The following is a 25,207-nucleotide window of genomic DNA, read 5'->3' on the forward strand; positions in this document are numbered from 1 at the left end:
TTCAAAGGCCACCATGGACCTGTCGAAGGCGGGGCGGGGTGGGGTGGCGGGGGTGTTGAGCGCCATGGATGGCGCGAAACAAGGCACGCATGGACGCAGTTTTTGCCGTCCCCCGCCATCCCACCCCGCCCCGCCAACAAGCAGCCCTGCAGCCGTTGACGTTGACGTTGACGTTGACGTTGACGTTGACGTTGCCTCTGCGGGTGCCGGGCGCAGCCCGGCAACCACACCCCCTACGACCAAGGTCGGGGCGTTCGCGCCGCGGCTGGCGCACTATGCTCGATCCCATGACTTCGTCTGGGAGGGCTGTGTCATGGACTACGAAGAAACCTACCGCCGTTCGATCGACGAACCGGAGGAATTCTGGGGCGAGGAAGCCAGTCGCATCTATTGGCACAAGAAACCGCAACAGGTGCTCGACTACAGCAACCCCCCATTCCGGCGCTGGTATGTCGGCGGTGAAACCAACCTCTGCTACAACGCCGTCGATCGCCATCTCGACGAGCGCGGCGAGCAGCTCGCCTTGGTGGCGGTGTCCACCGAAACCGGGGTGACCCGCGAGATCACCTACCGGCAGCTCTATCGCGAGGTCAACGACTTCGCTGCCGTGCTGAAGCATCTCGGCGTGGGCCACGGTGACCGCGTGGTGATCTACATGCCCAACATGGCCGAAGCCGTATTCGCCATGCTCGCCTGTGCCCGCATCGGGGCGGTGCACTCGGTGGTGTTCGGTGGCTTCGCCGCCCATAACCTGGCGCTGCGCATCGACGATGCCGCACCCAAGCTGCTGATCGCCGCCGATGCCGGCATGCGCGGCGGCAAGGTGATCCCGTATAAAGCGCTGGTCGATGCCGCCTGCGCGGAGGCACACAATCCACCACCGCACGTACTGATCGTATCGCGGGGTCTGGACCCGGCCGAGCCGCGCGTACCAGGCCGCGACGTCGACTACGCCAGCCTGCGCGCCGAGCACGGTGGGGCAGAGGTGCCGGTGCAGTGGCTGGAGTCCAGCGAGCCGAGCTATCTGCTGTATACCTCCGGCACCACCGGCAAGCCCAAGGGCGTGCAGCGGGACGTGGGCGGCTACGCGGTCGCCATGGCGCAGTCGATGCAGACCGTGTTCGATTGCCAGCCCGGCCAGGTGATGTTCTCCACCTCCGATGTCGGCTGGGCGGTCGGGCATTCCTACAACGTCTACGGGCCGCTCATCGGCGGCTGCACGTCGCTGTTGTACGAAGGCCTGCCGACCCGTCCGGATCCGGGCATCTGGTGGGCGCTCTGCGAGCAGTACAACGTGCGCACGCTGTTCTCCTCGCCGACGGCCATCCGCGTACTGAAGAAGCACGATGTCGATTTCATCCGTCGCCATGACCTGCAGGCGCTCAAGTACATCTTCCTCGCCGGCGAGCCGCTGGATGAGCCCACCGCGCACTGGGCCAACGATGCGCTGGGCAAGCCGATCATCGACAACTATTGGCAGACCGAAACCGGTTGGCCGGCCTTGACCCTGCTGCCGGGGCTGGACATGAAGCCGGTGCGGTTCGGCTCGCCCGGTTTCCCCAACCTGGGCTACCGGATGAAGGTCATCGATGAAAACACCGGGGCCGAAGTAGCGGCGGGGCAGAAGGGCGTGCTGGTGATGTCGCCGCCGTTGCCACCGGGGTGCATGACCACGGTATGGAACGACGACGCCCGATTCCTGCAAAGCTATTTCAGCCACTTCAAGGAGCTGCTGTACAGCTCGTTGGATTGGGCGATCCGCGACGAGGACGGGTACACCTTCATCCTCGGCCGCACCGACGATGTGATCAACGTGGCCGGGCACCGGTTGGGCACGCGCGAGATCGAAGAGGCCATCTCCGGTCACCCACGCGTGGCCGAAGCGGCGGTCATCGGTGTCAAGGATGAGCTCAAGGGACAGGTGCCCCTGGTGTTCGTCACCCTGAAGCAAGGACTGGCAGGCGAGGACCCGGCGCAGGTCATCAGTGAAATGATGGCCGCGGTGACGGCGTCGCTCGGCGCCATCGCACGGCCCGCGCACATCCACCTGGTCAATGCATTGCCGAAGACACGATCCGGCAAACTGCTGCGACGCTCGCTGCAGGCCTTGGCAGAGGAACGTGACCCGGGCGATCTGTCCACCTTGGACGACCCTGCCGCGCTGGATGAGATCAGGCGCGTGCTGCGCACCTGATGCGCCGGAGACCGGTCATTCGTGGCCGGTCCCTCGCACGGTGTAAATCGTGCTGGCACGACATGCGGTATTGTTGAATCGACATGAGCCAGTTCCGACATGGAAAAGCGGCGCGCGTAAGCTAAAGTGGGCGCACCCAGCGGCACAGGTTGATCCGTGAAGACCCTTTCCTCTTGCGAAGTGGTTACGACAATGCCGGTGGACGACGCGACGCCCGGTTGGGACGCCATCAACGGTGCGCTCGGCTCCCTTTACCCTGACCAACAGGCGCGGCACTTTGGTGCCGCATTGGCATGGACATTGGGCGGGAAGGACCCGCTTGATGGGATCAGTGTCTATTGGAGCGAGGCCGGGCGACCGCATTGGCATTACGTCAGCTACGGGCTGTCGGAGTTGTTCGACAAGCAGAGTGAGGATCCGGACGTCAGTGGCTTCGGCTTTGAGTTGACCTTCCGGCTCGCCGCGCCTGCCGGTGCCGGCCCGGCCGATCCGCCGCCGACGTGGCCGATGAACCTGCTGCAGAATCTTGCCCGCTATGTGTTCCAGACCGGCAACACCTTCGAAGCGGGCCATCATCTTGATGCGCACGGACCGATCGCCGCAGATCGGGCCACCCTGCTGCACCATGTCGCCTTCATCGAAGACCCGCAGTTGCCTGCCCGCGACACGGTCAATGGTCGCCTGGCGTTCCTGCAGGTGGTGGGGCTGACGGCGGACGAGGTCGAGGCGATGCGGCGCTGGAACAGCGAGGCGATGCTGCACGCCATGGCAGCGGCCATGCCGCTGTGGATCACCGACATCGCGCGTTCTTCATTGCTGGATGATCCGGCGCTGTCGGCCGTGGCCGCGCAGGGCAGCGAACAGCACGGGTCCAGCACCGGCCTGCTGCTGCTGGAGACGCTGGACTGGCGCGTCGACGGCGATACGACGACGCTGGTGCTCGGTGTCGGCCAGGTGGCCAGTGTGCGCGAGTTGCTGGGACTGCGCCTGGGGCATGGCAGGTCCCTGGTGCTGGCCAGCGGCGCACGTCAGTGGGAGTTTCTGGCCGGCGCGCAGGAAGCGCTGGAGCCCGGCGATGACAGTGCGCGCTGCACGCTGGATGCGGCGGGCCTGCGCGCGCTGCTGGCGTGCCTGGAGCAGCCCTGCGGACGCTATCCCGTTCCGGGTACCCACATGGTGCTGGAGATCGTGCCGACGCTGTTGCGCGACGCGCAGGGCCGGGTCGTCCGCGAAATCGGGTAATCGGCCGGACCCGCTGTCGCGGGCCCGGCGCGGTGCCTTACGAGAGGCCTTCGGCGTTCAGCGCGGCCTGCACGCCGCTGTCGGCTTCCATGCGCGTGGTGTACGCCGCCAGGTTGTCCAGGCCGGACAGATCCACCTTCAGGCCGGAAGCCCAGCGCAGGGTGATGTAGAAGTAGGGGTCAGCGTAGCTGCGGAAGCCGGCCAGCCAGGGCTTGTCGGCCAACTGTCGGTCGGCCTGTTCGAACAGGCTGCGCAGGCGCTTGTGCGCGGCATCGGCCAGCGCGCCTTTCTGCCCTTCGTCGGCGATGAAGGCGGCGGGCGCGAACAGCGGCTTGAACGCCGGATGCAGATCCGAGTTGACGAAAGCCAGCCAGCGGGTGGCTTCGGCGCGCTGGCGCGGGCTGCCATCGCCCGCCAGACCCGCCTGCGGATGCGTATCGGCGATGTATCCCAGGATGGCCGCATTCTGGGTCAGCACGAAATCACCATCGACCAGCGCGGGCACGGAGCCGGCGGGATTGATCTTCAGGAACTCCGCGCCCTTCAGGGTTTCCCGCGTCAGCAGCTCGACCTCGAACGGCTGGCCGGTCCAGCGCAGCGCGATGTGGTCAGCGGTGGAACAGGCGCCTGGCTTGCTGTACAGCTTCATGGAAGGTCTCCGCACGGGGGGTGATGGCTCTGGGGCCGTCACTATCGCGGAGCCCGGCGCGCGGAGCAATGGCGCGCGGGGGCAACAGTCTGTTACGACGAGCGCGGCTTCAGACTCTGCACCTTATAGAAGGTGTGGTCGCCGATCGTTGCCACCTGGTAGGCGTTGCGCCAGCTCGGGCTGGCGATGGACAGCGCCGCGAAATGGCTCGCACCGGGCACGATTTCCTTGCGCTGGTTCAGCGGCAGGGCCCAGTTGCGTTCAGCATCGAAGGCGACCGTCATGGCTTCCCGCCATGCCGCGTCGTTGGCCAACTGCGTGCCGGGCGCGACGATGGTCGGGGCGAACTGCTTGCGCGCGGTCACCACCTGGCACATCGAATCGCCCCACAGCCCGCTGTCACGGCGGCGCAGGGCAACCTCGGCAACGGCCTGCTGTCCGCGAACGGTCTGGTCGCGTGCTTCCAGGTACACCGTCGTGCTCAGGCACAACGAATCGGCGGCCGGCTGCGGCAACAACTGCGACAGCCAGAGAATCCAGGCCAGTTTCATATCACTCCTTGCTCCGTGTGGGCCGCACCTGCCATGTCCGCCGGCATGGGGGCCGGGGGAGGGGCGAAGGCGCGACTTGGCGTCATGGGGAGGCAACCATCGGGGTCGCCCCGTGGGCAGCCCCAAGCGAGAAGATCGATGAATCGATCCGGGGGGCCGCACCTGCTCACCGGAACTGGGTGGTGAGCGGGAAAGTTGGCGCAAGGTAAGGGGGTATTTCCCAACGCGTCCTGAACCGCGCCGGTTGACATTCAGGTTCGGGGCAGTGCCGGAACAGCTTCACGGATGCCCCTATTCAGTTTTCTATAGTGCCGCTGCGAGGCGACTGCCCTGATCTATCGCACGCTTGGCATCCAGCTCTGCCGCCACATCCGCACCGCCGATGACGTGTGTGCGGATGCCCGCGGCCGTCAAGGAATCCAGCAGGGTGCGGTTCGATTCCTGGCCAGCACAGATGACGACATGGTCGACGTCCAGCCGCTGTTCCACGCCCTCGAAGCGGATGTTCAACCCTGCATCGTCGACGCCCAGGTATTCGACGCCGCCCAGCATCGTCACGCCCTTGGCCTTCAGCGTGGCGCGATGGATCCAGCCGGTGGTCTTGCCCAGCCGCGCACCCGGTCGGCCTGGGCTGCGCTGCAGCAGCCACAGCTTGCGCGGTGACGGTTCGGGATGCGGGCGGGACAGCGCACCACGGGATTCGTACATCGCATCCACCCCCCATTCGGTCATCCAGCGCTCGACGTCCAGCGCCGGCGACGGGCCGGCATGGCTGAGGAACTCGCCCACGTCGAAGCCGATGCCACCGGCGCCGATGATCGCCGCGCGCGGGCCCACCGTGACGCGGCCGAGCACCACGTCCAGGTAGTCCACCACCTTGGCGTGGTCGGCCCCCGGGAAGTCGACCCGGCGCGGGGTGATGCCGGTGGCCAGCACGATCTCGTCGAAGCCGGCCAGTTGGGCGGCATCGGCCCGGGTGCCCAGCCGCACCTCGACGCCGGTTTCGTCCAGCCGGTTGCGGAAGTAGCGCAGGGTCTCGTGGAACTCTTCCTTGCCCGGGATGCGCTTGGCGACGTTGAACTGGCCGCCGATCTCGTCGCCCGCATCGAACAGCGTGACACGGTGGCCGCGCTCGGCCGCCACCGTGGCGCAGGCCAGGCCGGCGGGGCCGGCACCGACCACGGCCACCTTTTTCGGGCTCGTGGTGGGGCGATAGACCAGTTCGGTTTCGTGCGCGGCGCGAGGGTTCACCAGGCAGCTGGCCAGCTTGTTCTCGAAGACATGGTCCAGGCACGCCTGGTTGCAGGCGATGCAGGTGTTGATGCGATCCGGACGTCCGGCGCGGGCCTTGTTCGCCCACTGCGGATCGGCCAACAGCGGCCGCGCCAGCGACACCAGGTCGGCCCCACCGCCGGCGAGGATGCGCTCGGCCACGTCGGGCATGTTGATGCGGTTGCTGGCGACCACCGGAACGCTTACGTGCGGCTTGAGCTTGGCGGTCACCCCGGCGAACGCGCCGCGCGGTACTGATGTCGCGATGGTGGGGATGCGCGCCTCGTGCCAGCCGATGCCCGAATTGATGATCGTCGCGCCGGCCGCCTCGATGGCTTTTGCCTGCAGGACGATCTCCTCCCAGTCGCTGCCGTCGGTCACCAGATCAACCAGCGACAAACGATAGATGATGATGAAGTCGGGCCCACAGGCTTCGCGGATGCGGCGCACGATTTCCACGGCGAAGCGCATGCGCTGGCGGGCATCGCCGCCCCATTGATCGGTACGCGCATTGGTGCGCGGGGCGATGAATTCGTTGATGAGGTAGCCCTCCGACCCCATCACTTCCACGCCGTCATAACCGGCCTCACGTGCCAGCCGCGCGCTGTTCGCGTAGTCGCCGATATGGCGCTCCACGCCACGCGCAGACAGGGCACGCGGGGTGAACGGATTGATCGGTGCCTTGAGCTTCGACGGTGCAACCGAGAGCGGGTGATAGGCATAGCGACCCGCATGCAACAACTGCAGGCAGATCTTCGCACCATGCTGGTGGGCGGCCGCCGTGAGCTGGCGATGCGGGCGCACTTCCCATGGCCAAGACAGTTTGCCGCCGAACGGCTTCAACCAACCGACCACGTTCGGCGCAAAGCCGCCGGTGACGATCAGGCCCACACCCCCTTCGGCCCGTTCGGCGAAATAGGCGGCCAGGCGCGGGAAATCGCGCGCGCGGTCTTCGAGCCCGGTATGCATGGATCCCATCAAGACCCGGTTGCGCAGCTGGGTGAAGCCCAGGTCGAGCGGGGTGAACAGGTGGGGATAGGCGCTGTCGCTGGCTGGCGTCATCGTGGATACGCTTGCGTACGGAAGCAGTCAGCGTGCCGGGAAACGTCGCAGGTAGCAAGATGCGACGCCGCATCGCCTGCGGGAGGGCGGGGTGTGCCTGCGATGCTGGATCGCCTGCGCGAGGGAGGGTGCCCCTGCGATACCGCATCGCGTGCGGGTGGGTGGGCTGGTGTCATGCGATGCCGCATCACGTGCGGATGGGTGGGCTATGTCATGCGTTGCCGCATCACGTGCGGGTGGGTGGGCTATGTCATGCGTTGCCGCATCACGTGCGGGTAGAGGGCAGGGTAGAGCCGACTTCAGTCGGCTGCCGTTCAAACCGCAGCCGACTGAAGTCGGCTCTATCGTGATGCGGCGGCGGCGGCGGGCAGCGGTCGGCCGATGCCGAACCATCGCAGGGTTACGCCGCACAGGGGGCCGACCAGCAGCGCGAACGCCAGTGTGCCCACCCCGACATCGCCGCCCAGCAGCCATCCCAACAGCAGGGCGCTGCCTTCAATCAGGCTGCGCACCTGCCAGATCGGCCAGCCGGTACGCGTGTGGAGTCCTGTCATCAGGCCATCGCGAGGGCCGGGCCCCAGCCGCGCGCCGATGTAGAAACCAGTGGCGATGGCTACGAGCAGCAGACCGGACAGGAAAAGAGGCAGCTGCAGCCACAGCGTGTCCACAGGGGGCAGGAGCCACAGGCCCACCTGTGCGGAAGGGCCGATCAGCAGCACGTTGAGGACCGTGCCCACTCCGGGCTTCTGCCTGAGCGGCCACCACAGCACCAGCACCACGGCACCGATCACGTTGGTCGCCAGGCCAAACGTCAGCGGTGAATGTGCGGCGATGCCTTGTGAGAGGACATCCCACGGCGCCACCCCGATGCCGGCACGCACCATCAGTGCGATGCCGATGCCATACAGAAACAGGCCGAGCACGAGTTGGATCAAGCGCATCAGAAGAGAGGAGGGCATGGGGACCGTATCCGGAGGGCTGTAGCGACAATAGGCGCTGCCCTCATGCAGCAACAGATACAGACAGTGGCGAATATGACGAGACAGCGTCCGACCGGCCGCCGCCGCATCGGCTGGAGCGGCCTGGCGCGTGCACGCGGCGGAAATCCAAGGAAAAACGCATCGCAGAACGGGACGCAGCGCGCCTGACAAATGTGAACTGGCGCGTCGATTGGACGTGATCAGTACCGCAACACGGTTCAGCTGCGCGCGCGCGATAAAGTTCCTCACCGCACCGCCTGCGCGCTGAACGCTTGACATTCTGGGATGGCAGAATCTCCCGCTGCAACCCTGAAGCTCGGGAAAACCCTTGCCCTGCCTGCCTGTTGCGGTTTTTCATGATCCTGTATAGGGTGCAACCGCCGGTCCGGTAGAGGCCCGGCACCCGGTTTCACATGTTACGGGACTGTTAACATGACCTTCACTCGCCTGAGCATAATGTTCGCGGCGGTGGCGTGCTGAATCGGCTGTCGTAGTGCTGGCCCATGCCTCTACCGGTTTCATACCCCCGATATAGGAGCTGTACTCAATGAACAAGAAGATTCTTACCGCCGCGCTGCTGGGCGGCCTGGCTTTCGCCCAGGCTGCATCCGCACAGTCCGGCCAGGAATTTGACGACCGCTGGTACCTGACCGGTTCGGCTGGCTTCAACTTCCAGGACAGCGACCGCACCACCAACGATGCTCCGTTCGTGACCCTGGGCCTGGGCAAGTTCATCAGCCCGAACTGGTCGCTCGACGGTGAGCTGAACTACCAGAACCCGAACTTCGATGCCAACCAGGACCTGAACTGGTCGCAGTACGGCGCGTCCGTCGACCTGCGTCGCCACTTCATCCAGGAAGGCCGTGGCTGGAACCCGTACCTGCTGTTCGGCCTGGGCTACCAGAAGTCGGAAGAAGAGTCGGCTGCCACCAGCGCGAACGGTCCGAACGAGCGTAAGGACGGCAACTTCGCCGCCAAGGCCGGTGTCGGCCTGCAGACCACCTTCGACAAGCGCGTTGCCGTGCGTGCCGAAGTGGCTTACCGCGCTGACTTCGACGACAAGAGCACCGCTGCTCCGTCGGAAGACTGGTTCGGCGACGTGCTGGCTTCGGTCGGCGTCGTGATTCCGCTGGGACCGGCTCCGGTCGCTGCAGTCGTGGCTCCGGCCCCGGTTGCTCCGAGCTGCGCCGACCTGGATGACGACGGTGACGGCGTCAACAACTGCGACGACAAGTGCCCGGATTCGCAGCCTGGCCAGACCATCGGTCCGGACGGTTGCCCGGTGCCGGTCTCCATCGATCTGAAGGGCGTGAACTTCGACTTCGATAAGGCCAACCTGCGTCCTGACGCGGTTGCGATCCTGAGCGAAGCCTCGCAGATCCTGACCCGTTACCCGGATCTGCGTGTTGAAGTCGCTGGTCACACCGACTCCAAGGGTACCGACGCGTACAACCAGAAGCTGTCCGAGCGTCGTGCTACCGCTGTGTACAACTACCTGACCTCGAACGGCGTCTCGGCGTCGCGTCTGACCGGCCCGATCGGTTATGGCGAGAGCCGCCCGATTGCTCCGAACACCAATGCTGATGGTTCGGACAACCCGGAAGGCCGTGCGAAGAACCGTCGTACCGAGCTGAACGTCCAGAACTAAGTTCTGACGCTTCACCGGCAAGACACAGCAGGACCCGGCTTCGGCCGGGTCTTTTTGTTTGTGGGGTCCGCAGCGGCAGGTCGGTTCGCCTGCGCTGGCTCCTGCACACCATTCGTCAGAAAACCGCAAAAAAACCAACAAGTTGCCGTATTCATTGAATGTAGGATCTTGAAAGCCGTTGTGTCGCTGTTAAACTCGGCGCACTTACCTCCTTTCTGGATGCTCCTCATGCTGCGCACTGCATCGGCCGCCGTCCTGGCGCTGGCCCTGGTTCCCGCTGCCCATGCCGCCGTCGATTGCTCGATCGGTGCCAGCGCGGCGCCCCTGCCGCTGCCTGCCACGGCCATCGCGCCGGTGGCCAGCGAGCTGTTTACCCGTAGTTCGCAGCTGGGCATGCCCGCTGGCGTGCTGACCAGCACCTACGAACAGACCCAGTCGCTGGACAGTGTGCTGCAGCGCCTGCGCATCGAAGGCTGCCAGAACGTCGCCAACGCCATGCCGAGCGCGCCGGCAGTGAAGCCGAACGATCCGGCGGCTTACAAGCCGCAGACCGAGTTCGACAACACGCCCTGGCGCTTTGACATGAGCCAGAACGGCAAGCGGATGACCGCCGATGAGTTCGACGCCTGGATGAAGTCGCGCGGTGTGCGCGTGGTCAAGCCGCGTGCGGCTGCTGCCACGGCCGTTGCCCCGGTTGCTCCGGTGGAAGCGGCTGCCGAGACCAAGCCGGTCGACAAGAAGTAAGCACGGAGGGGAGCAGGACATGCGGCCACGACGCCCGCCTGCCACCCCCGCTGCCCGCACCCACGCACCGCGTGGGCGTGCGACCTCCGCTGCCACTACAGGCGGCGTGCGCCATGGGTTGGCGCGTGTGCTGTCCAAGGCCGGTGTGTGCTCACGCACCGAGGCCGCGCGCTGGATCGCCGCCGGCCGTGTGAGCGTGGATGGACGCGTGGTCCATGACCCGGAGTTTCCGATCCTTGCCGGCCGCCACCACGTCAAGGTGGACGGCCAGCCGCTGGATGCCGCGCCGCGCATCTACCTCATGCTCAACAAGCCGCGTGGGCTGGTCACGACCGCCCAGGACGAGCAGGGGCGCGACACGGTGTATCGCTGCTTCGATGGCGCCGGCCTGCCGTGGCTGGCCCCGGTCGGGCGGCTGGACAAGGCCAGCGAGGGCCTGCTGCTTTTCAGCAATGACCCGCAGTGGGCTGCCGCCCTGATGGATCCGGCCACCGGCCCCGACAAGACCTATCACGTGCAGGTCGATGGCATTCCCGATGCGTCGATGCTGGCGGCGTTCTGTGCAGGCATCGAAGACGACGGCGAGTTCCTGGCCGCGCGCGCGGTGCAGGTGCTGCGCACGGGAGAGAAGACGGCCTGGCTGGAAGTGGTGCTCGAAGAAGGGCGCAATCGGCATATCCGTCGCCTGCTGGCGGCGTTTGACCTGCAGGTGCTGCGGCTGGTGCGGACCGGCATCGGCGGGCTGGTGCTCGGCGACCTGCCCAAAGGCCAGTGGCGACAACTGCAGCAAGAAGATCGGCGGCAACTGGAGGCCGTCGTGGTTCCGGGCTGAGACCCGCGGCCGGCGCGCGACGTCGGCCCCGTATCGGGCGCAGGGGGGCGCCCGGCTATTCGCATACCCTGCAACAGGAGTCACCGCATGAACCGCCACCGCACCCCGCTGATTCGAACCGCCGCGCTGCTGCTGCCCCTGGGCCTGCTGGCCGCGTGCAGCAGCAAGAAAGAGCTGGTCAAAGCGCCGGACCTGACGACTGACGACGTGGTGACCATCACCGTGCCCGACCTGGACGCCCGCGGCAGCTACCGTTTCACCATGACCGACGGCGAAAAGACCCTGTCCGCCGACGACTTCGACGCCTGGATGAAAGCCAACGGCATCCGGATCTCCAGGTAAAAAAAAAGGGGACGGAGGGGATTAAGTCGTTTTCGGCTGCAACGCAGGCCGAAAACGACTTAATCCCCTCCGTCCCCTTTTTGTCGGGTCAGATCACGCCGAGTTCGCGGCCGATGCGGGTGAAGGCGTCGATGGCACGATCAAGGTGTGCGCGGGTGTGGGCGGCACTGATCTGCGTGCGGATGCGCGCTTGGCCTTTGGGCACCACCGGGAAGAAGAATCCGATCGCGTAGATGCCTTCTTCCAGCAGGCGCTCGGCGAATTTCTGCGCAAGCGGTGCGTCGTACAGCATCACCGGGCTGATCGGATGCACGCCCGGCTTCACGTCGAATCCGGCAGCGACCATCTGCTCGCGGAAATAGGTGGTGTTGCTCACCAAGGTCTCGCGCAGGTCATCGGCGGCGGCCAGCATGTCGAAGGCTTTGATGCCGGCGGCGACCACGTGCGGTGGCAGCGAGTTGGAGAACAGATACGGGCGCGAGCGCTGGCGCAGCAGTTCAATCACTTCGGCCCGGGCGGTGGTGAAACCACCCAGTGCGCCGCCCATGGCCTTGCCCAGCGTGCCGGTGATGATGTCGATCTTGTCCAGCACGCCCTTGACCTCGGCGGAGCCGCGGCCGGTCTTGCCCAGGAAACCGGTCGCATGGCATTCGTCGATGTGCACCAGCGCGCCGTACTTCTGTGCCAGTGCGGTGATCTCGTCGAGCGGCGCGATGAAGCCGTCCATCGAGAACACGCCATCGGTGGTGATCAGTTTGGTGCGGCAGCCCGCAGCGTCAGCGGCCTGCAGCTGGGCTTCCAGGTCGGCCATGTCGCAGTTGGCATAGCGGAAGCGCTTGGCCTTGCACAGGCGCACGCCATCGATGATCGAAGCGTGGTTCAGGCTGTCGGAGATGATCGCGTCATGTTCGCCGAGCAGTGGCTCGAACAGGCCGCCGTTGGCGTCGAAGCACGCGGCATACAGGATCGTGTCCTGCTTGCCGAAGAAACCGGCGATCTGCGCTTCCAGCTGCTTGTGCAGATCCTGGGTGCCGCAGATGAAACGCACCGAGGCCATGCCGAACCCGTGGCTGTCCAGCGCGTCTTTCGCGGCCTGGATCAGGTCGGGGTGGTCGGCCAGGCCCAGATAATTGTTCGCGCAGAAGTTCAGCACCGTGCGGCCGTCGGCCAGGGTGATCTCCGCCGACTGCGGACTGGTGATGATGCGCTCGGACTTGAACAGGCCCTGCGCGCGGATGGCATCCAGTTCGTCGGTGTAGTGGCGGGTCAGGTCGGACGAAGATTCAGTCATGGCAGCGGCGCGGCTCAACACAGGAAAACCGGGATTTTACCTGCGTCGCCCCGGTAACGGCGGCCGGGGCTGGATCACGCACGTGTTGCGTTGCAATATCAAACAGGTTAAAAAACCGTGAACCGGTTGTTTTCCCACCACTGGTCCGCGCCACGCCCCATGTCCCTCCTCCCGCCATCGCCCCCCCGGAGACGCCCATGAAGCACGCCGTTCGTTGTCTTGCCGCTGCTGCCGCCCTGTCCCTCGCCTCATTCGCCGCCAGCGCCCAGGAAGCTGAATCGCCCTACAGCTGGAACGTCACCGCCGTGTCCGATTACGTCTTCCGTGGCGTTTCGCAGACGGATGAAGACCCGACGCTGCAGGCAGGTTTCACCTACACCAGCCCGGTCGGTCTCTATGCCGGTGTGTGGGGGTCGGGTGTGGACTTCGGGCCGGGCGACCCGAGCACCGAGGTCGACTTCCTGATCGGGTATGGTCTGGATGTATCGGACAACGTCAATTTCGATGTGCTGTTCAACCGCTACACCTATCCCGGTGCCAGCGAGCTCAACTACAACGAGCTGATCACCACCACCACCTTCGCCGAGCAGTACAAGCTCACCGTGGCCTATACCAACGACCTGTCGGGTTCGGACACCAAGAGCTGGTACTACGCCGTGGGCGGTGAGTGGGCGCTGCCGCAGGACGTCACCCTGGCCGCCAATGTCGGCCGCACCTCGCTTGAAACCAATTACGGCAAGGACTACACCGATTTCAACATCGGCGTCAGCCGCCAGTTCGGCCTGTTCAACCTGGGCCTGGGGTATCACGGCACCGACGGTGCAGGCCGCGACAACAACGGCGACCTGGCCGACAACCGCGTGGTGTTCACGGTCGCCATCGGGAAGTAAGCACGCGGCGCCTGCGGGCGCAGCTGCAGCGAACGTCATGCACAACGAAAAAGGCGCCCTTGCGGGCGCCTTTTTTCATGCGGCTGAGGTGATCGGCGCGCTTCGCGCGTCCGATCAGTTCCAGCTGAGCACGACCTTGCCGGCCTTGCCTTCTTCCATCAGGTCGAAGCCCTTCTGGAAGTCATCGATCGGCAGCTGGTGGGTCAGCACCTTGCCCAGCGGGAAGCCGGACAGCACCAGCTGGGTCATCTTGTACCAGGTCTCATACATCTTGCGGCCGTAGATGCCCTGCACGGTCAGGCCCTTGAAGATGATCTTGTCCCAGTCGCAGCCTGCGCCGCGCGGCATGATGCCCAGCATGGCGATCTTGCCGCCGTGGTACATGCAGTCCAGCATGTCGTTGAACGCGCGCGGGTTGCCGCTCATTTCCAGGCCGACATCGAAGCCCTCCATGTGCAGGTCCTTCATCACGTCCTTCAGCGACTGGTTGGCCACGTTCACCACGCGCGTAGCGCCCATGTCGGCGGCCAGTTTCAGGCGGAAATCGTTGACGTCGGTCACCACCACGTTGCGTGCGCCGATGTGCTTGCAGATACCGGCGGCGATGATGCCGATCGGGCCGGCGCCGGTGATCAGCACGTCCTCGCCGATCACGTTGAATTCCAGCGCGCAGTGCGCCGCGTTGCCGTAGGGATCGAAGAACGCCGCCAGTTCGGACGGAATCTGGTCCGGAATCGGCCACAGGTTGCTGGCCGGCATCACCATGTACTCGGCGAACGCGCCATTGACGTTGACGCCGATGCCGACGGTGTTGGGGCACAGGTGCGGGCGGCCACCACGGCAGTTACGGCAATGGCCGCAGACGATATGGCCTTCGGCCGATACCCGCTGGCCGATCTCATAGCCGGTCACCGCACTGCCGAGCGCGGCGACGCGACCGACGAATTCGTGGCCGATGGTCAGGCCGGGCTTGATGGTGCGCTGGCTCCATTCGTCCCACAGGTAGATGTGCAGGTCGGTGCCGCAGATCGCGGTCTTCTCTAGCTTGATCAGCACCTCGTTCGGACCCGGCACCGGCACCGGCACTTCTTCCAGCCAGATGCCCTTGGCGGCTTCGCGCTTGACCAGCGCCTTCATCATTTGTGCCATGGCGGCGGAACTCACAGGGGGAAAGATGGCGCGGATTATAAAGCGGTCGCGCGCTGCGCCATGTTGCAGCGCGGGCTGGCTGGCGGGCGTCCGCGGGGTGGCACCCATGACCTCCGGGCGTCTTCGCCGGGCAGGTTGGCGGCTAGAATCGACGTTTCAATCCTCCAAGGGCCGCTGCATGCGCTCGAATCTGCTCGCTTTCTCCATCGTCGCCAGTCTTGGCCTGGTCCAGGTCGCCCATGCCGCCGAAGGCATGTGGGTGCCGCAGCAGTTGCCGGAAATCGCCGGCCCCTTGCAGAAGGCGGGGCTGAAGCTGTCGGCCGAGCAGTTGGCCGACCTGACCGGCGACCCGATGGGCGCGGTCGTGGCGCTGGGGGGCTGCACGGCCAGCTTCGTCTCCCCGCAGGGCCTGGTGGTCACCAACCACCACTGTGCCTATGGCGCCATCCAGCTGAACTCCACGGCCGAAAAGAACCTCATCAAGGACGGCTTCAATGCGCCGACGACCCGCGATGAGCTGAGCGCGGGCCCGAACGCCCGCGTGTATGTGCTGGACCAGATCACCGACGTCACCGCGCAGGCCAAAGCCGCCATCGCCGCCGCCGGCAAGGACCCCCTGGCGCGCACCCGTGCGCTGGAGGCCTTCGACAAGTCCCAGGTTGCCGCGTGCGAGGCCGACGACGGCTTCCGCTGCCGCCTGTACAGCTTCTCCGGTGGCAACACCTACCAGCTGTTCCGCCACCTGGAAATCAAGGATGTACGCCTGGTCTACGCGCCCCCGGGCAGCGTCGGCAAGTTCGGCGGCGACATCGACAACTGGATGTGGCCGCGCCACACCGGTGACTTCTCGTTCTACCGCGCCTATGTCGGCAAGGACGGCAAGCCGGCGGCCTTCGCGGCCGACAACGTGCCGTACCAGCCCAAGCACTTCCTGAAGTTCGCCGACCAGCCGCTGGGCGCCGATGACTTCGTGATGGTGGCCGGGTATCCGGGCCGCACCAACCGCTATGCGCTGGCCGGCGAGTTCAACGAAACCGCCGACTGGACCTACCCGACCATCGCCCGGCACTACAACGCGGTGCTGAAGCTGATCGAAGATGCCGGCAAGGCCGACGCCGACGTCAAGGTGAAGTACGCCGCCACCGCCGCCAGCATGAACAACGTAGCGAAGAACTACGCCGGTCAGCTGGAAGGCTTCAAGCGCATCGATGCGGCCGGCCAGAAACAGGCCGAAGAGGCGGAGGTACTGGCGTGGCTGAAGAAGCAGGGCACCGCAGGCAAGCCGGCACTGGCTGCGCATGCGCAGCTGATCAAACACCTGGAAGCCGGCCGCAGCACCCGCGAGCGTGACCTGTTCGTCAACCAGTTCAACAGCACCTCCGTCGTCGGATCGGCCATCACCCTGTACCGCACCGCCATCGAGCGCAGCAAGCCGGATGCCGAGCGCGAAGTGGGTTACCAGCAGCGCGACCTGCCGACCATCGAAGGCGGCGTGCGCCAGATGGATCGTCGTTACGTAGCAAAGATGGACCAGCAGCTGCAGCAGTACTGGCTGAGCCAGTACGTGGCCCTGCCGGCGGCGCAGCGCGACAACGAGGTGTTGAACCAGTGGCTGGCCGGCAGCGATGCCAGCGCCGTCAATGCGCTGGTCGGCAAGCTGGGCGGCACCCGCCTGGGCAGCCTGGATGAGCGCCTGAAGTGGCTGAAGGCCGACCGCGCCGCGTTCGAGTCCAGCACCGATCCGGCCATCCAGTACGCCGTGGCGGTGATGCCCGCGCTGCTCAAGCAGGAAGAACAGAAAAAGACCCGTGAAGGCGAATCGCTGAGCGCGCGTCCGCTGTACCTGCAGGCCGTGGCGGATTACAAAAAGAGCCAGGGCGAGTTCGTCTATCCCGATGCCAACCTGTCGCTGCGCATCACCTTCGGCAACGTGATGGGCTATGGCAAGGACGGCGTGAACTACACCCCGTTCACCACCCTGGAAGGCGTAGCCGCCAAGGAAACCGGCGAAGACCCGTTCGACTCGCCCAAGGCCCTGCTGGACGCGGTCAAGGCCAAGCGCTACGGCGGCCTGGAAGACAAGCGGCTGGGCTCGGTACCGGTCAACTTCCTGTCCAACCTGGACATCACCGGCGGCAACTCCGGTTCGCCGGTGCTGGACGCGCAGGGCAAGCTGGTCGGGCTGGCCTTCGATGGCAACTGGGAGTCGGTCAGCTCGAACTGGGTGTTCGATCCGATCATGACCCGCATGATCGCCGTGGACAGCCGCTATATGCAGTGGATCATGCAGGAAGTGGCGCCAGCGCCGCAGTTGCTGAAAGAACTGAACCTGGCGCAGTAACCGGGAAGGGCGCGGCGGATCCTGGTGATCCGCCCGCCCGCCTGCCGCGCGCGGCCTGCATTCAAGCAGAGCAGGTATCATGGCGCTCCGGCGTGCTTTCACAGGACGTGAACGAACGTCGGACCTCCTCCCCCCAAGGACGTCAAATCCGCATGCGCATCCTGCTTGCCCGTCATGGCGAAACGCCGTGGAACGCCGAAGGCCGTTACCAGGGCCAGATCGATATCCCGTTGTCGCCGACCGGTGAGGCCCAGGCACAAGCCCTTGGTGAACGCCTGAAGTCGATCGACATCACCCGTGCGGTGGCCTCGCCGCTGTCGCGTGCGCAGCACACCGCACAGCTTGCCCTCGGTGCCCGTGCCGACATGCTGCTGACCGAGCCGGACCTGCAGGAAATCGCCCACGGTGAGTGGGAAGGCCTGCTGGCCAGCGAAATCCATGAGAAAGATCCGTCGCGCCTGCGCGCCTGGCGCGAAGAGCCGGACACCGTGCTGATGCCCGGCGGCGAGTCGCTGCGCCTGGTGCTGGACCGCAGCTGGCGTGGCCTGGCCCGTGCCACCGAAGGCCTTGGCGACGAAGACACCCTGCTGGTGGTCGCGCACGACGCGGTGAACCGGGTGATCCTGTGCCGCATCCTGGGGCTGCCGATCAGCCGTCTGTGGAGCTTCCGCCAGGCACCGACCACGTTGAACCTGCTCGAAGGGCCGGACATCGAACAGCTGGAGGTGGTCCGCATGAACGATTGCGCCCACCACACGCCGTTCTTCGGCGAAGCCAAGCACCGCGCGCTCTGATACCTGCACTGAACTGGACGTCCCACCGTGACCGCACTGCCCACTACGCTCGCCGACTGGCTGACCTACATTGAACGCCAGCATCCGGCCACCATCGACATGGGGCTGGAGCGCGTGCGCAGCGTCGCCACGGCGATGCAGCTGGGCGCACCTGCCGCGCGCACGATCACCGTGGGCGGCACCAACGGCAAGGGCTCCACGGTCGCCTTCATCGAGGCCATCGCGCGTGCCGCAGGCTGGAAGACCGGGGCCTACACCTCTCCGCACCTGCTGCGCTACAACGAGCGCGTGCGCATCGACGGCGAAGAGGTCAGCGATGACGCGCTGGTGGCGGCCTTCGCGGCCGTCGAGGCAGCCCGTGGCGCGACCACCCTGACGTACTTCGAATACGGCACGCTGGCCGCGCTGCACCTGTTCGCGCAGGCCGGGCTGGACCTGGCGGTGCTGGAGGTCGGGCTCGGCGGGCGGCTGGACGCGGTCAACCTCATCGACGCCGATGTGGCCGTCATCACCACGGTGGACATCGACCATGCCGAATGGCTGGGCAGCGAGCGCGAGGCGATCGGCAGCGAAAAAGCCGGCATCCTGCGGGCCTGGAAGCCGGCCGTGCTGGGCGAGATCGATCCCCCGTCCAGCGTGCTGCGGCGGGCTTACCTGATCGGCGCCAATGCGATCCGCGCCGGCAGCGACTATTTCAGCGAGGTGCTGGACGACGGCCAGTGGGCATGGCGCGACGTGGCGGTACGTCTGCAACTGCCAATGCCGGCGCTGGCCGGCCCCGTGCAACTGGCCAATGCCAGTGCGGCCATCGCGGCCCTGCGTTCGCTGGATCGCCCGGACGGCCTGCCGTTGCCGCGCAGTGCCTACGCTGAAGGCGTTGCAGCAGCGCGCATCCGTGGGCGCCTGCAGGCAGTCGAACACAACGGCGCCACGGTGCTGGTGGATGTGGGGCACAACCCGCAGGCCGCCGCCGCACTGGCCCGCGCGCTGACGTCCATGCCTGTTGCCGGACAGACGTTTGCCGTCTATGCAGCGCTGCAGGACAAAGATGCAGTCGGCGTCGTGCAGGCGCTGAGCGAGGTGGTGACGCACTGGACCTTGGCCGGGCTGGACGGCGCACGCGGACAATCCGCCGGCGCGCTGGCCGAGCGCTTGGCCGACACCGCTGCCGCCGACGCCGCGCAGGCGCCCCGCGTGGCCGATGCGCTGCAGCAGGTGACCACGCTGGCGGGTGCGCAGGATCGCATCCTGGTGTTCGGTTCGTTCCATACCGCCGCCGAGGCGCTGCAGTGGCTCGAGCACGCCGAACGCGCTCATTCAGCGATCTGAGACGCCGCGTCACCGCGCGGCCGTATAATCATCGGCAGTTCCCACCTGTTGCCTGCCATCCGTGGATACGTCCCTGAAACAGCGTTTGATCGGTGCCATCGTCCTGGTGGCCCTCGCCGTGATTTTCCTGCCGATGCTGGTGACCGGCCCTGCCCGCAACAGCACCGCCGACAGCGTGCCGCTGGAGGTGCCCGGTGCGCCTGCCAATGCGCAGTTTGAAACGCGCGAGCTGCCCCTGGCCGCCCCCACCGGTGGCAACAGTGGCCTGGGCGGCGCTGCGCCGTTGCAGGAAGCGGCCACGGGCGCGCCGCCTGTCGTCGATACCAGCCCGGCCGTTGCCGCGGGCGATTTTGCCGTCAGTTTTGGCGCCTACGCGAGCAAAACCGATGCCGATGCGGTGATCGCGCACCTGAAGGGCGCGAAGCTCCCGGGTTTCAGTGAACAGACGACCATCAGTGGCAAGCAGGCCTGGCGGGTCCGTGTCGGCCCGTTCGCCGACCGCGCCCAGGCCGAGTCTGCGCGCCTGCAGGCAGTGAAGATCCGCAGCGATGTTCGCGCTGAAGTGGTCACGCTGGATGCACCGTCTGACAGCCCGGCAGCCGCCACGGCGGCCGCGCGGGCGCCGGCTGCCGCAGCGACCACCGCACCGTTGGCGGGCAATCCGGTGCAGACGCAGGCCTTGCCGGAAACGGCTCCTTCCGCCGCGACGCCGCCGCCCGCTCCCAAGCCGGCGCCGACGCCTGCCGCAGAGACCAAGGCCGTAGCCGCGAAGGTCGAGCCGAAGCCGGCTGCCAAGCCGGCGGCAGCGCCTGCCGCCGCACCGGAAGTGAAAGCGCCTGCCGCGCCGGCCGCCAGTGGTGTGGGCTTCGCGGTGCAGTTGGGTGCCTTCGCCCAGACGGCCGACGCCAATGCGCTGCGCGACAAAGCGCGCGCTGCAGGGTTCAGTGCCATCGTCGACCAGGTGCGCACCGACAAGGGCACCCTCAGCCGGGTACGTGTCGGTCCGGTCGCCAGCCGTGCCGAGGCCGATCAGTTGAAGGCCCAGGTGGCTTCCCGCATCGGTGTGGCCGGCATGGTCAGACCGCACCCCTGATGACAGACCGTCAGCGCCCCGCCTGCAGGAACCCGATCGCATGATCGACATCGTGCTGGCTGCGCTGATCGCCATCTCCACCTTGCTCGGGTTCGTGCGCGGCTTCGTCGGCATCGTCGTGGGCACGCTGTCCTGGCTGCTGGCCGGGTGGGCCGCCTTCCAGTTCGGCAATCCGGTCGCCCATCTCTGGTCGGCCCCGGCGGCGCCCGGTAACGGCCATCTCGTCGGGGGCTACGTCACCGTTTTTGTGGCCGTGCTGGTGGTGGTGACGGTACTCGGCATGCTGCTGCGCACCGGCCTGCGGATGGCCCTGCTGGGCGGCGCCGACCGCATGCTGGGTGGTGCGCTGGGCCTGGTCCGCGGTGGGTTCATCAGTGCGGTACTGCTGCTGATGGCCACATTCACCCCACTCACGGCTGAACCGGTATGGCAGCAGTCCTACCTGCGTGGCGCACTGCAGCCCGTGGTGGGCTGGATGGATGCGCAGCTGCCGGACGTATCCCGGCCGATGCAGAACCTCGAGCGCATGGTGCCAAAGGGGATGCCGTCGTCGCTGGATGGGCTGGTGCCGTCCGGGCTGCCTTCCCTGCCGAAGGACGGTTTGTCACCTTCTGTGCAGAGCCTGTTGGGAAAGCCGACCGCGACAGGCGATAATGGCGTCCTCGGCGAGGTGGTGGCGGGACGCGGATGGCCGCGTAACGTGGACCCGGCCAGGGGCGCGGCGAGCGAGTCCGCGAACGCCCCGGCACTGCCCGCGAACATCGAGTCGGCGCCTGAGCGTCCAGATCCTGCCGCTGTCCCGTAAGGCGGCTCCCCGGCCAGGCACGGCCAACATCCCTGTAGATGGGCAACGCCCAGCGGAGATAACGCAACATGTGTGGCATCGTCGGAATCGTCGGCAACCAGAACGTCGCCGGGCAGCTCTATGACGGCCTGACCGTCCTCCAGCATCGTGGCCAGGACGCGGCAGGCATCGCCACCGTCGATGGCACCCGCCTGCGTGTGCAGAAGGCCAATGGCCTGGTCCGCGACGTGTTCGACGCGCGCACCATGTCCACGCTGGAAGGGCGCGTCGGCATCGCCCACGTGCGGTACCCGACGGCAGGGTCGGAGGGCATGGACGAAGCGCAACCGTTCTACGTCAACTCGCCGTATGGCATCGCATTGGCCCACAACGGCAACCTGATCAATACCGAAGACCTGCGTCGCCAGGTGTTCGAGCAGGACCGCCGCAACGTCAATACCGATTCGGACAGCGAAGTGCTGCTGAACGTGTTCGCCTACGAACTGGATGCACAGCGCCAGCTGACGCCGGAAGCTGCGATCCGTGCCGTGTCCCACGTGCACCGTCGCTGCAAGGGCGGCTACGCCGTGGTCAGCGTGGTGCTGGGGCTGGGCCTGGTGGCCTTCCGCGATCCGCACGGCATCCGTCCGCTGGTGCTGGGCAAGCGCAGCCACGCCGAAGGCGATGAGTACATCGTGGCCTCCGAATCCGCCGCGTTGGACGTGCTGGGTTTCCAGCGCATCCGCGATGTGCAGCCGGGCGAAGCGCTGGTGATCACCGCGCGCGGCGAGCTGTTCTCCGAGATCTGCTCCGAGCCGGCCGAGCACACCCCGTGCATCTTCGAGTACGTGTACTTCGCTCGTCCCGATTCGATGATCGACAACGTGTCGGTGCACAAGGCGCGCATGCGCATGGGCATCAAGCTGGGCGAGAAGATCCTGCGCCTGCGCCCGGATCACGACATCGACACCATCATTCCGATTCCCGATACCTCACGCGATGCCGCGCTGGAAATTTCCAACACGCTCGGCGTGAAGTACCGCGAAGGCTTCATCAAGAACCGCTACATCGGCCGCACCTTCATCATGCCGGGGCAGGGCGAGCGCGTTAAGTCCGTGCGCCGCAAGCTCAACCCGATCCACTTGGAGTTCCGCAACCGCGTGGTGCTGCTGGTCGATGACTCGATCGTGCGCGGCACCACCAGCCAGCAGATCGTGCAGATGGCGCGCGATGCCGGCGCGCGCAAGGTCTACCTGGCCAGCGCGGCACCGCCGGTGCGCTACCCGAACATCTACGGCATCGACATGCCGGCCGCCGAAGAACTGGTCGCGCACAACCGCAGCGTGGCGGAAATCGAAGCGCACCTGGGTTGCGACTGGCTGATCTACCAGGATATCGAAGACATGGAAGCGGCAGTGCGCGAGGGCAACCCGGCGCTGCAGAACTTCGATTCTTCGTGCTTCAACGGCCATTACCCGACCGGTATCGAGCCGGGCTACTTCGAACGCATCCAGCAGCTGCGCTCGGACGATGCCAAGCACATGCGCCGCGCCTGAACGTGACGGCGGAGGATCTGCAGGGCACCGGTGTGCCCGACGTCGGCGGTGACCTGCTGCGCGCTGCGCAGCAGTGCCTGGCCGAGGCCGATCCGCTGCGCAAGGTCGCGCTGACCCAAGCGTACGCCGCCGCGTTTCGTCGGGGTGCGTTGAAGGTCCCTGCCGATGCGGCACCGCCGGCGCCGATCCGCATGCCGGGTCGGCCGGCGCACCTGCAACTGGTGCTGCCGCGTGAGGTGCCGCGTCGGCGCCTCGGCAGCAGCGCGGGGCGCGCGGCGTTCATCCATGCCATCGCGCATATCGAGCTCAATGCGATCGATCTGGCCTGGGACGCGGTGTACCGCTTCCGGGGCCTGCCTGCCGCGTTCCACGCCGACTGGGTCAGCTGCGCCGACGACGAATCGCGGCATTTCATGCTGCTGCGCGAGCGGCTGTTGGCCAATGGCCACGACTATGCGGATTTCCCCGCGCACAACGGCCTGTGGCAGATGTGCGAAAAGACCGCGCACGACGGCTTGGCGCGCATGGCCTTGGTGCCGCGCGTGCTCGAAGCGCGCGGCCTGGATGTCACCCCGCTGATGATGGAAAAACTGCGTGCGGCCGGTGACGATGAGACCGCTGACGTGCTGGAGATCATCCTGCGCGAGGAAGTGGCGCATGTTGCCGCGGGGTCGCGCTGGTACCGCTGGTACTGCGACAAGGAAGGCGTCGAGCCGCGTTCGCGCTTCAAGAAACTGCTGCAGGAATATGCCGGCGGCTACCTGCATGGCCCGTTCAACATCGAAGCGCGCCTGTTGGCGGGCTTCGATGCGGATGAGCTGGCGAACCTGATCGAACAGGCCGACCACGTCGGGAAACCCGCTGCGCTCGCCGAGCATGGCTCGGCGCTACCAGACCCGCTATCCCGGTAGCGCCGAGCCACGCTCGGCGGAGTGCCGGCCGCGCACGTCGCCCCCACCCCGCGTATGCGCCTCATGCGTTGCGCAACACCACGCGCTTGCCGTCGTCGGTCGGCCGGTTGATGTAGAACAGACCTGGGCCCGGGCGGTACGGCAATTCGCTCACTCCCGCATCGGCGGCATAGGTCAGCGCGGTGTCTCCCAGCGCATCGAAGTTCCAATGCGCGGACTGCATCACGTAGCGCTGTTCCAGCAGCGTTTCCTGTGCTGCATCCAGGTGGTCTCCACGCAACAGCGTCGCGGCGATGCCGTCCAGTTCCGTCGGCAGCGCCCACGCCGCCACGTCCTCTGGCGAACGCGCCCAGCGGACGCCCGCCGCCGCCGCGCGGGCATGCATCACGCGCAGCGCCACCAGCTGGTAGCGCCAGTCGATGGGACGTTTGAGCACAACGGCCGAGTACACATACAAGGTTGGCGTGGGCAGGGCGCTGCGGCTGCCCGCTTGGCGCTGGCGCAGCCACTGGTGCCAGGTATCCACCCAGATCGTGCGTGCATCCAGTTGCAGCTGTTGCCGCCACCGTGCAGCCGCCTGCTCGGCGCGCTGGTGGCTGGCCGTGGCCTGCAGCCACGCCAGATCCGGCGTGGCGAACTCGGCAAATGGATGCCGTCGCACCTGTTCGCTGCGCGGGCGGGTCAGCAGCTTCGGCCCTTCTTCAGTCTGGTCGTAACCGCCGCCGATGTTGGCATGCACGCCAGGCAACAGCCGCTCTTCGTGCTCCGGCGCCACCGTGGTCAAGGCGAAATGGTGGCGATGCTCATCGCGTGCGACGAGCTGCAGCACCTTGCCGGCGATGCCGGTGGGCAGGGACAGGCGCGGCGGCTGCTCCGTACGCCGCCCGCGGATGGCCGCCACGGTGTCGAACAGACCGATGAAGCCGATCACCGGACGCGGCAGCGCGAACGCCGGATCCACCCGCAGCCCGGCCTCGCGCAGCAGGCCCAGCCAGTGCGCGGCGTCCCAGGCCGCGATCTGGTTGGCGACATCGCGTGCAGCAGCGGCGCCGCGCGAATACCCGAACAGGTCCACCCGGATGGCCTGCATCGGTGCGGTCCAGCGCCGGGCGAGCTGCGCCAGCGCCGTGGGCAGCTGCGTCTCCAGCGCGCGGCGGACCTTGGCCTTCACCCCCGTCGCGCCGACCCCGAACGCCAGGCCGATCAGATCATCGGGTTGGCCATCACGGGTACCGGTGCCTTCGGTGTACAGCGCAATGCTCGGGGTGATGGCATCGGCGTGCCGTCCATCGGGATACAGCGCATGCAGGCGCGCGACGTTGGTCAGGCCGTTGTCGAAGCTGCTGGTGAGGCGGCTGTTGTAAGGCGAGGCATCATCCGCACGCAGGTTGGCCGGCAGCGCGGTGGGCGGGGCACGCGCCGCAGCGGGGCGCAGGGAAAGATTGTGGGCGTTGTTGCGCGTGCCATCGAAGAACAGGCCGATCGTCAGCAGGCCTGCCTGCGCGTGTCCGTCGTTGCTCATCATTGACCCCTCCGTACCGCGACAGTAGCGC

The 25,207-nt window shown here is 66.5% G+C and carries 21 protein-coding genes; 14 read left to right on the forward strand and 7 right to left on the reverse strand.

From position 1 onward, the window contains the following. The first annotated feature begins 313 nt into the window (after nucleotides 1-313). Both prpE and IFT65_RS06980 read left to right on the forward strand, forming a co-directional pair. On the forward strand, nucleotides 314-2,194 hold the full coding sequence (gene prpE / locus IFT65_RS06975; RefSeq protein ID WP_192080880.1) for a propionate--CoA ligase: 1,881 nt from the start codon (nucleotides 314-316) through the stop codon (nucleotides 2,192-2,194). A 156-nt stretch (nucleotides 2,195-2,350) separates the two neighbouring features. Continuing rightward, the gene (locus tag IFT65_RS06980; protein WP_342365870.1) at nucleotides 2,351-3,436 is read left to right on the forward strand and encodes a suppressor of fused domain protein; all 1,086 of its coding nucleotides are present in this window, start codon (nucleotides 2,351-2,353) and stop codon (nucleotides 3,434-3,436) included. Between the two features lie 37 nt (nucleotides 3,437-3,473). Here IFT65_RS06980 and IFT65_RS06985 read toward each other — a convergent pair whose 3' ends face one another. The 4 genes from IFT65_RS06985 to IFT65_RS07000 form a co-directional block, all read right to left on the reverse strand. Then, a complete protein-coding gene (locus IFT65_RS06985) occupies nucleotides 3,474-4,085 on the reverse strand; it encodes a glutathione S-transferase N-terminal domain-containing protein (protein WP_192080881.1) in 612 nt (203 codons plus the stop codon). A 92-nt stretch (nucleotides 4,086-4,177) separates the two neighbouring features. Beyond that, on the reverse strand, nucleotides 4,178-4,636 hold the full coding sequence (locus IFT65_RS06990) for a cell wall hydrolase (protein WP_188324929.1): 459 nt from the start codon (nucleotides 4,634-4,636) through the stop codon (nucleotides 4,178-4,180). Nucleotides 4,637-4,939: 303 nt separating this feature from the next. Then, nucleotides 4,940-6,970 (reverse strand): NADPH-dependent 2,4-dienoyl-CoA reductase, encoded by a 2,031-nt coding sequence (locus tag IFT65_RS06995; RefSeq protein ID WP_192080882.1) that lies wholly within the window; start codon nucleotides 6,968-6,970, stop codon nucleotides 4,940-4,942. A gap of 341 nt (nucleotides 6,971-7,311) precedes the next feature. Then, entirely contained in the window at nucleotides 7,312-7,929 is a 618-nt protein-coding gene (locus IFT65_RS07000) for a hypothetical protein (RefSeq protein ID WP_192080883.1), read from the reverse strand. Nucleotides 7,930-8,497: 568 nt separating this feature from the next. Here IFT65_RS07000 and IFT65_RS07005 point away from each other — a divergent pair. From IFT65_RS07005 to IFT65_RS07020, 4 genes are all read left to right on the forward strand, one after another. Beyond that, on the forward strand, nucleotides 8,498-9,598 hold the full coding sequence (locus IFT65_RS07005) for an OmpA family protein (RefSeq protein WP_192080884.1): 1,101 nt from the start codon (nucleotides 8,498-8,500) through the stop codon (nucleotides 9,596-9,598). Nucleotides 9,599-9,826: 228 nt separating this feature from the next. Next, nucleotides 9,827-10,342 carry a hypothetical protein gene (locus tag IFT65_RS07010; protein WP_192080885.1) on the forward strand — a complete coding sequence of 172 codons (516 nt, stop codon included), beginning with the start codon at nucleotides 9,827-9,829 and terminating at the stop codon, nucleotides 10,340-10,342. A gap of 19 nt (nucleotides 10,343-10,361) precedes the next feature. After that, nucleotides 10,362-11,174, forward strand: coding sequence for a pseudouridine synthase (locus tag IFT65_RS07015; protein ID WP_192080886.1), 813 nt, complete (start codon nucleotides 10,362-10,364; stop codon nucleotides 11,172-11,174). An 87-nt stretch (nucleotides 11,175-11,261) separates the two neighbouring features. Continuing rightward, a complete protein-coding gene (locus tag IFT65_RS07020) occupies nucleotides 11,262-11,516 on the forward strand; it encodes a hypothetical protein (RefSeq protein ID WP_192080887.1) in 255 nt (84 codons plus the stop codon). Between the two features lie 88 nt (nucleotides 11,517-11,604). On the opposite strand, the gene kbl is transcribed toward IFT65_RS07020, so the two are convergent. Continuing rightward, a complete protein-coding gene (kbl, locus tag IFT65_RS07025; protein WP_188324923.1) occupies nucleotides 11,605-12,807 on the reverse strand; it encodes a glycine C-acetyltransferase in 1,203 nt (400 codons plus the stop codon). A 197-nt stretch (nucleotides 12,808-13,004) separates the two neighbouring features. On the opposite strand from kbl, the gene IFT65_RS07030 reads away from it, so the two are divergent. Continuing rightward, nucleotides 13,005-13,697, forward strand: coding sequence for a TorF family putative porin (locus tag IFT65_RS07030; protein WP_188324922.1), 693 nt, complete (start codon nucleotides 13,005-13,007; stop codon nucleotides 13,695-13,697). A 114-nt stretch (nucleotides 13,698-13,811) separates the two neighbouring features. On the opposite strand, the gene tdh is transcribed toward IFT65_RS07030, so the two are convergent. Next, a complete protein-coding gene (tdh, locus tag IFT65_RS07035) occupies nucleotides 13,812-14,846 on the reverse strand; it encodes an L-threonine 3-dehydrogenase (RefSeq protein ID WP_188324921.1) in 1,035 nt (344 codons plus the stop codon). A gap of 178 nt (nucleotides 14,847-15,024) precedes the next feature. Here tdh and IFT65_RS07040 point away from each other — a divergent pair, with 178 nt between their 5' ends. The 7 genes from IFT65_RS07040 to IFT65_RS07070 all read left to right on the forward strand — a co-directional run bounded on the left by IFT65_RS07040 (nucleotide 15,025) and on the right by IFT65_RS07070 (nucleotide 23,654). After that, a complete protein-coding gene (locus tag IFT65_RS07040) occupies nucleotides 15,025-17,187 on the forward strand; it encodes a S46 family peptidase (protein ID WP_192080888.1) in 2,163 nt (720 codons plus the stop codon). 152 nt (nucleotides 17,188-17,339) lie between these two features. Further along, complete coding sequence (locus IFT65_RS07045; RefSeq protein ID WP_192080889.1) at nucleotides 17,340-17,981, forward strand: histidine phosphatase family protein; 642 nt, start codon at nucleotides 17,340-17,342, stop codon at nucleotides 17,979-17,981. Nucleotides 17,982-18,008: 27 nt separating this feature from the next. Further along, nucleotides 18,009-19,310: a bifunctional tetrahydrofolate synthase/dihydrofolate synthase gene (folC, locus tag IFT65_RS07050; RefSeq protein ID WP_192080890.1), complete on the forward strand. Its 1,302-nt coding sequence runs from the start codon at nucleotides 18,009-18,011 to the stop codon at nucleotides 19,308-19,310. Between the two features lie 61 nt (nucleotides 19,311-19,371). Next, complete coding sequence (locus tag IFT65_RS07055) at nucleotides 19,372-20,403, forward strand: SPOR domain-containing protein (protein WP_192080891.1); 1,032 nt, start codon at nucleotides 19,372-19,374, stop codon at nucleotides 20,401-20,403. Nucleotides 20,404-20,443: 40 nt separating this feature from the next. Beyond that, a complete protein-coding gene (locus IFT65_RS07060; RefSeq protein WP_192080892.1) occupies nucleotides 20,444-21,208 on the forward strand; it encodes a CvpA family protein in 765 nt (254 codons plus the stop codon). A 68-nt stretch (nucleotides 21,209-21,276) separates the two neighbouring features. Beyond that, nucleotides 21,277-22,743 carry an amidophosphoribosyltransferase gene (gene purF, locus IFT65_RS07065; RefSeq protein WP_188324915.1) on the forward strand — a complete coding sequence of 489 codons (1,467 nt, stop codon included), beginning with the start codon at nucleotides 21,277-21,279 and terminating at the stop codon, nucleotides 22,741-22,743. 2 nt (nucleotides 22,744-22,745) lie between these two features. After that, complete coding sequence (locus IFT65_RS07070; protein WP_342365871.1) at nucleotides 22,746-23,654, forward strand: ferritin-like domain-containing protein; 909 nt, start codon at nucleotides 22,746-22,748, stop codon at nucleotides 23,652-23,654. A 61-nt stretch (nucleotides 23,655-23,715) separates the two neighbouring features. Here IFT65_RS07070 and IFT65_RS07075 read toward each other — a convergent pair whose 3' ends face one another. Then, on the reverse strand, nucleotides 23,716-25,176 hold the full coding sequence (locus IFT65_RS07075; protein ID WP_249405075.1) for a DUF2235 domain-containing protein: 1,461 nt from the start codon (nucleotides 25,174-25,176) through the stop codon (nucleotides 23,716-23,718). Nucleotides 25,177-25,207 lie beyond the last annotated feature (31 nt).

The sequence above is a fragment of the Stenotrophomonas sp. CFBP 13725 genome, from assembly GCF_014841935.1.
GTDB lineage: Bacteria > Pseudomonadota > Gammaproteobacteria > Xanthomonadales > Xanthomonadaceae > Stenotrophomonas.

Excerpts from the sequence above, each read along its gene's own strand:
- tdh (WP_188324921.1), bottom strand. The coding sequence starts at position 14,846 with ATGGCACAAATGATGAAGGCGCTGGTCAAGCGCGAAGCCGCCAAGGGC.
- IFT65_RS07005 (WP_192080884.1), top strand. The coding sequence starts at position 8,498 with ATGAACAAGAAGATTCTTACCGCCGCGCTGCTGGGCGGCCTGGCTTTC.
- kbl (WP_188324923.1), bottom strand. The coding sequence starts at position 12,807 with ATGACTGAATCTTCGTCCGACCTGACCCGCCACTACACCGACGAACTG.
- IFT65_RS07020 (WP_192080887.1), top strand. The coding sequence starts at position 11,262 with ATGAACCGCCACCGCACCCCGCTGATTCGAACCGCCGCGCTGCTGCTG.
- IFT65_RS07060 (WP_192080892.1), top strand. The coding sequence starts at position 20,444 with ATGATCGACATCGTGCTGGCTGCGCTGATCGCCATCTCCACCTTGCTC.
- IFT65_RS07030 (WP_188324922.1), top strand. The coding sequence starts at position 13,005 with ATGAAGCACGCCGTTCGTTGTCTTGCCGCTGCTGCCGCCCTGTCCCTC.
- IFT65_RS07000 (WP_192080883.1), bottom strand. The coding sequence starts at position 7,929 with ATGCCCTCCTCTCTTCTGATGCGCTTGATCCAACTCGTGCTCGGCCTG.
- IFT65_RS07045 (WP_192080889.1), top strand. The coding sequence starts at position 17,340 with ATGCGCATCCTGCTTGCCCGTCATGGCGAAACGCCGTGGAACGCCGAA.
- IFT65_RS06990 (WP_188324929.1), bottom strand. The coding sequence starts at position 4,636 with ATGAAACTGGCCTGGATTCTCTGGCTGTCGCAGTTGTTGCCGCAGCCG.
- IFT65_RS06985 (WP_192080881.1), bottom strand. The coding sequence starts at position 4,085 with ATGAAGCTGTACAGCAAGCCAGGCGCCTGTTCCACCGCTGACCACATC.
- prpE (WP_192080880.1), top strand. The coding sequence starts at position 314 with ATGGACTACGAAGAAACCTACCGCCGTTCGATCGACGAACCGGAGGAA.
- IFT65_RS07015 (WP_192080886.1), top strand. The coding sequence starts at position 10,362 with ATGCGGCCACGACGCCCGCCTGCCACCCCCGCTGCCCGCACCCACGCA.
- IFT65_RS06995 (WP_192080882.1), bottom strand. The coding sequence starts at position 6,970 with ATGACGCCAGCCAGCGACAGCGCCTATCCCCACCTGTTCACCCCGCTC.
- IFT65_RS07075 (WP_249405075.1), bottom strand. The coding sequence starts at position 25,176 with ATGAGCAACGACGGACACGCGCAGGCAGGCCTGCTGACGATCGGCCTG.
- IFT65_RS07010 (WP_192080885.1), top strand. The coding sequence starts at position 9,827 with ATGCTGCGCACTGCATCGGCCGCCGTCCTGGCGCTGGCCCTGGTTCCC.
- IFT65_RS07040 (WP_192080888.1), top strand. The coding sequence starts at position 15,025 with ATGCGCTCGAATCTGCTCGCTTTCTCCATCGTCGCCAGTCTTGGCCTG.
- purF (WP_188324915.1), top strand. The coding sequence starts at position 21,277 with ATGTGTGGCATCGTCGGAATCGTCGGCAACCAGAACGTCGCCGGGCAG.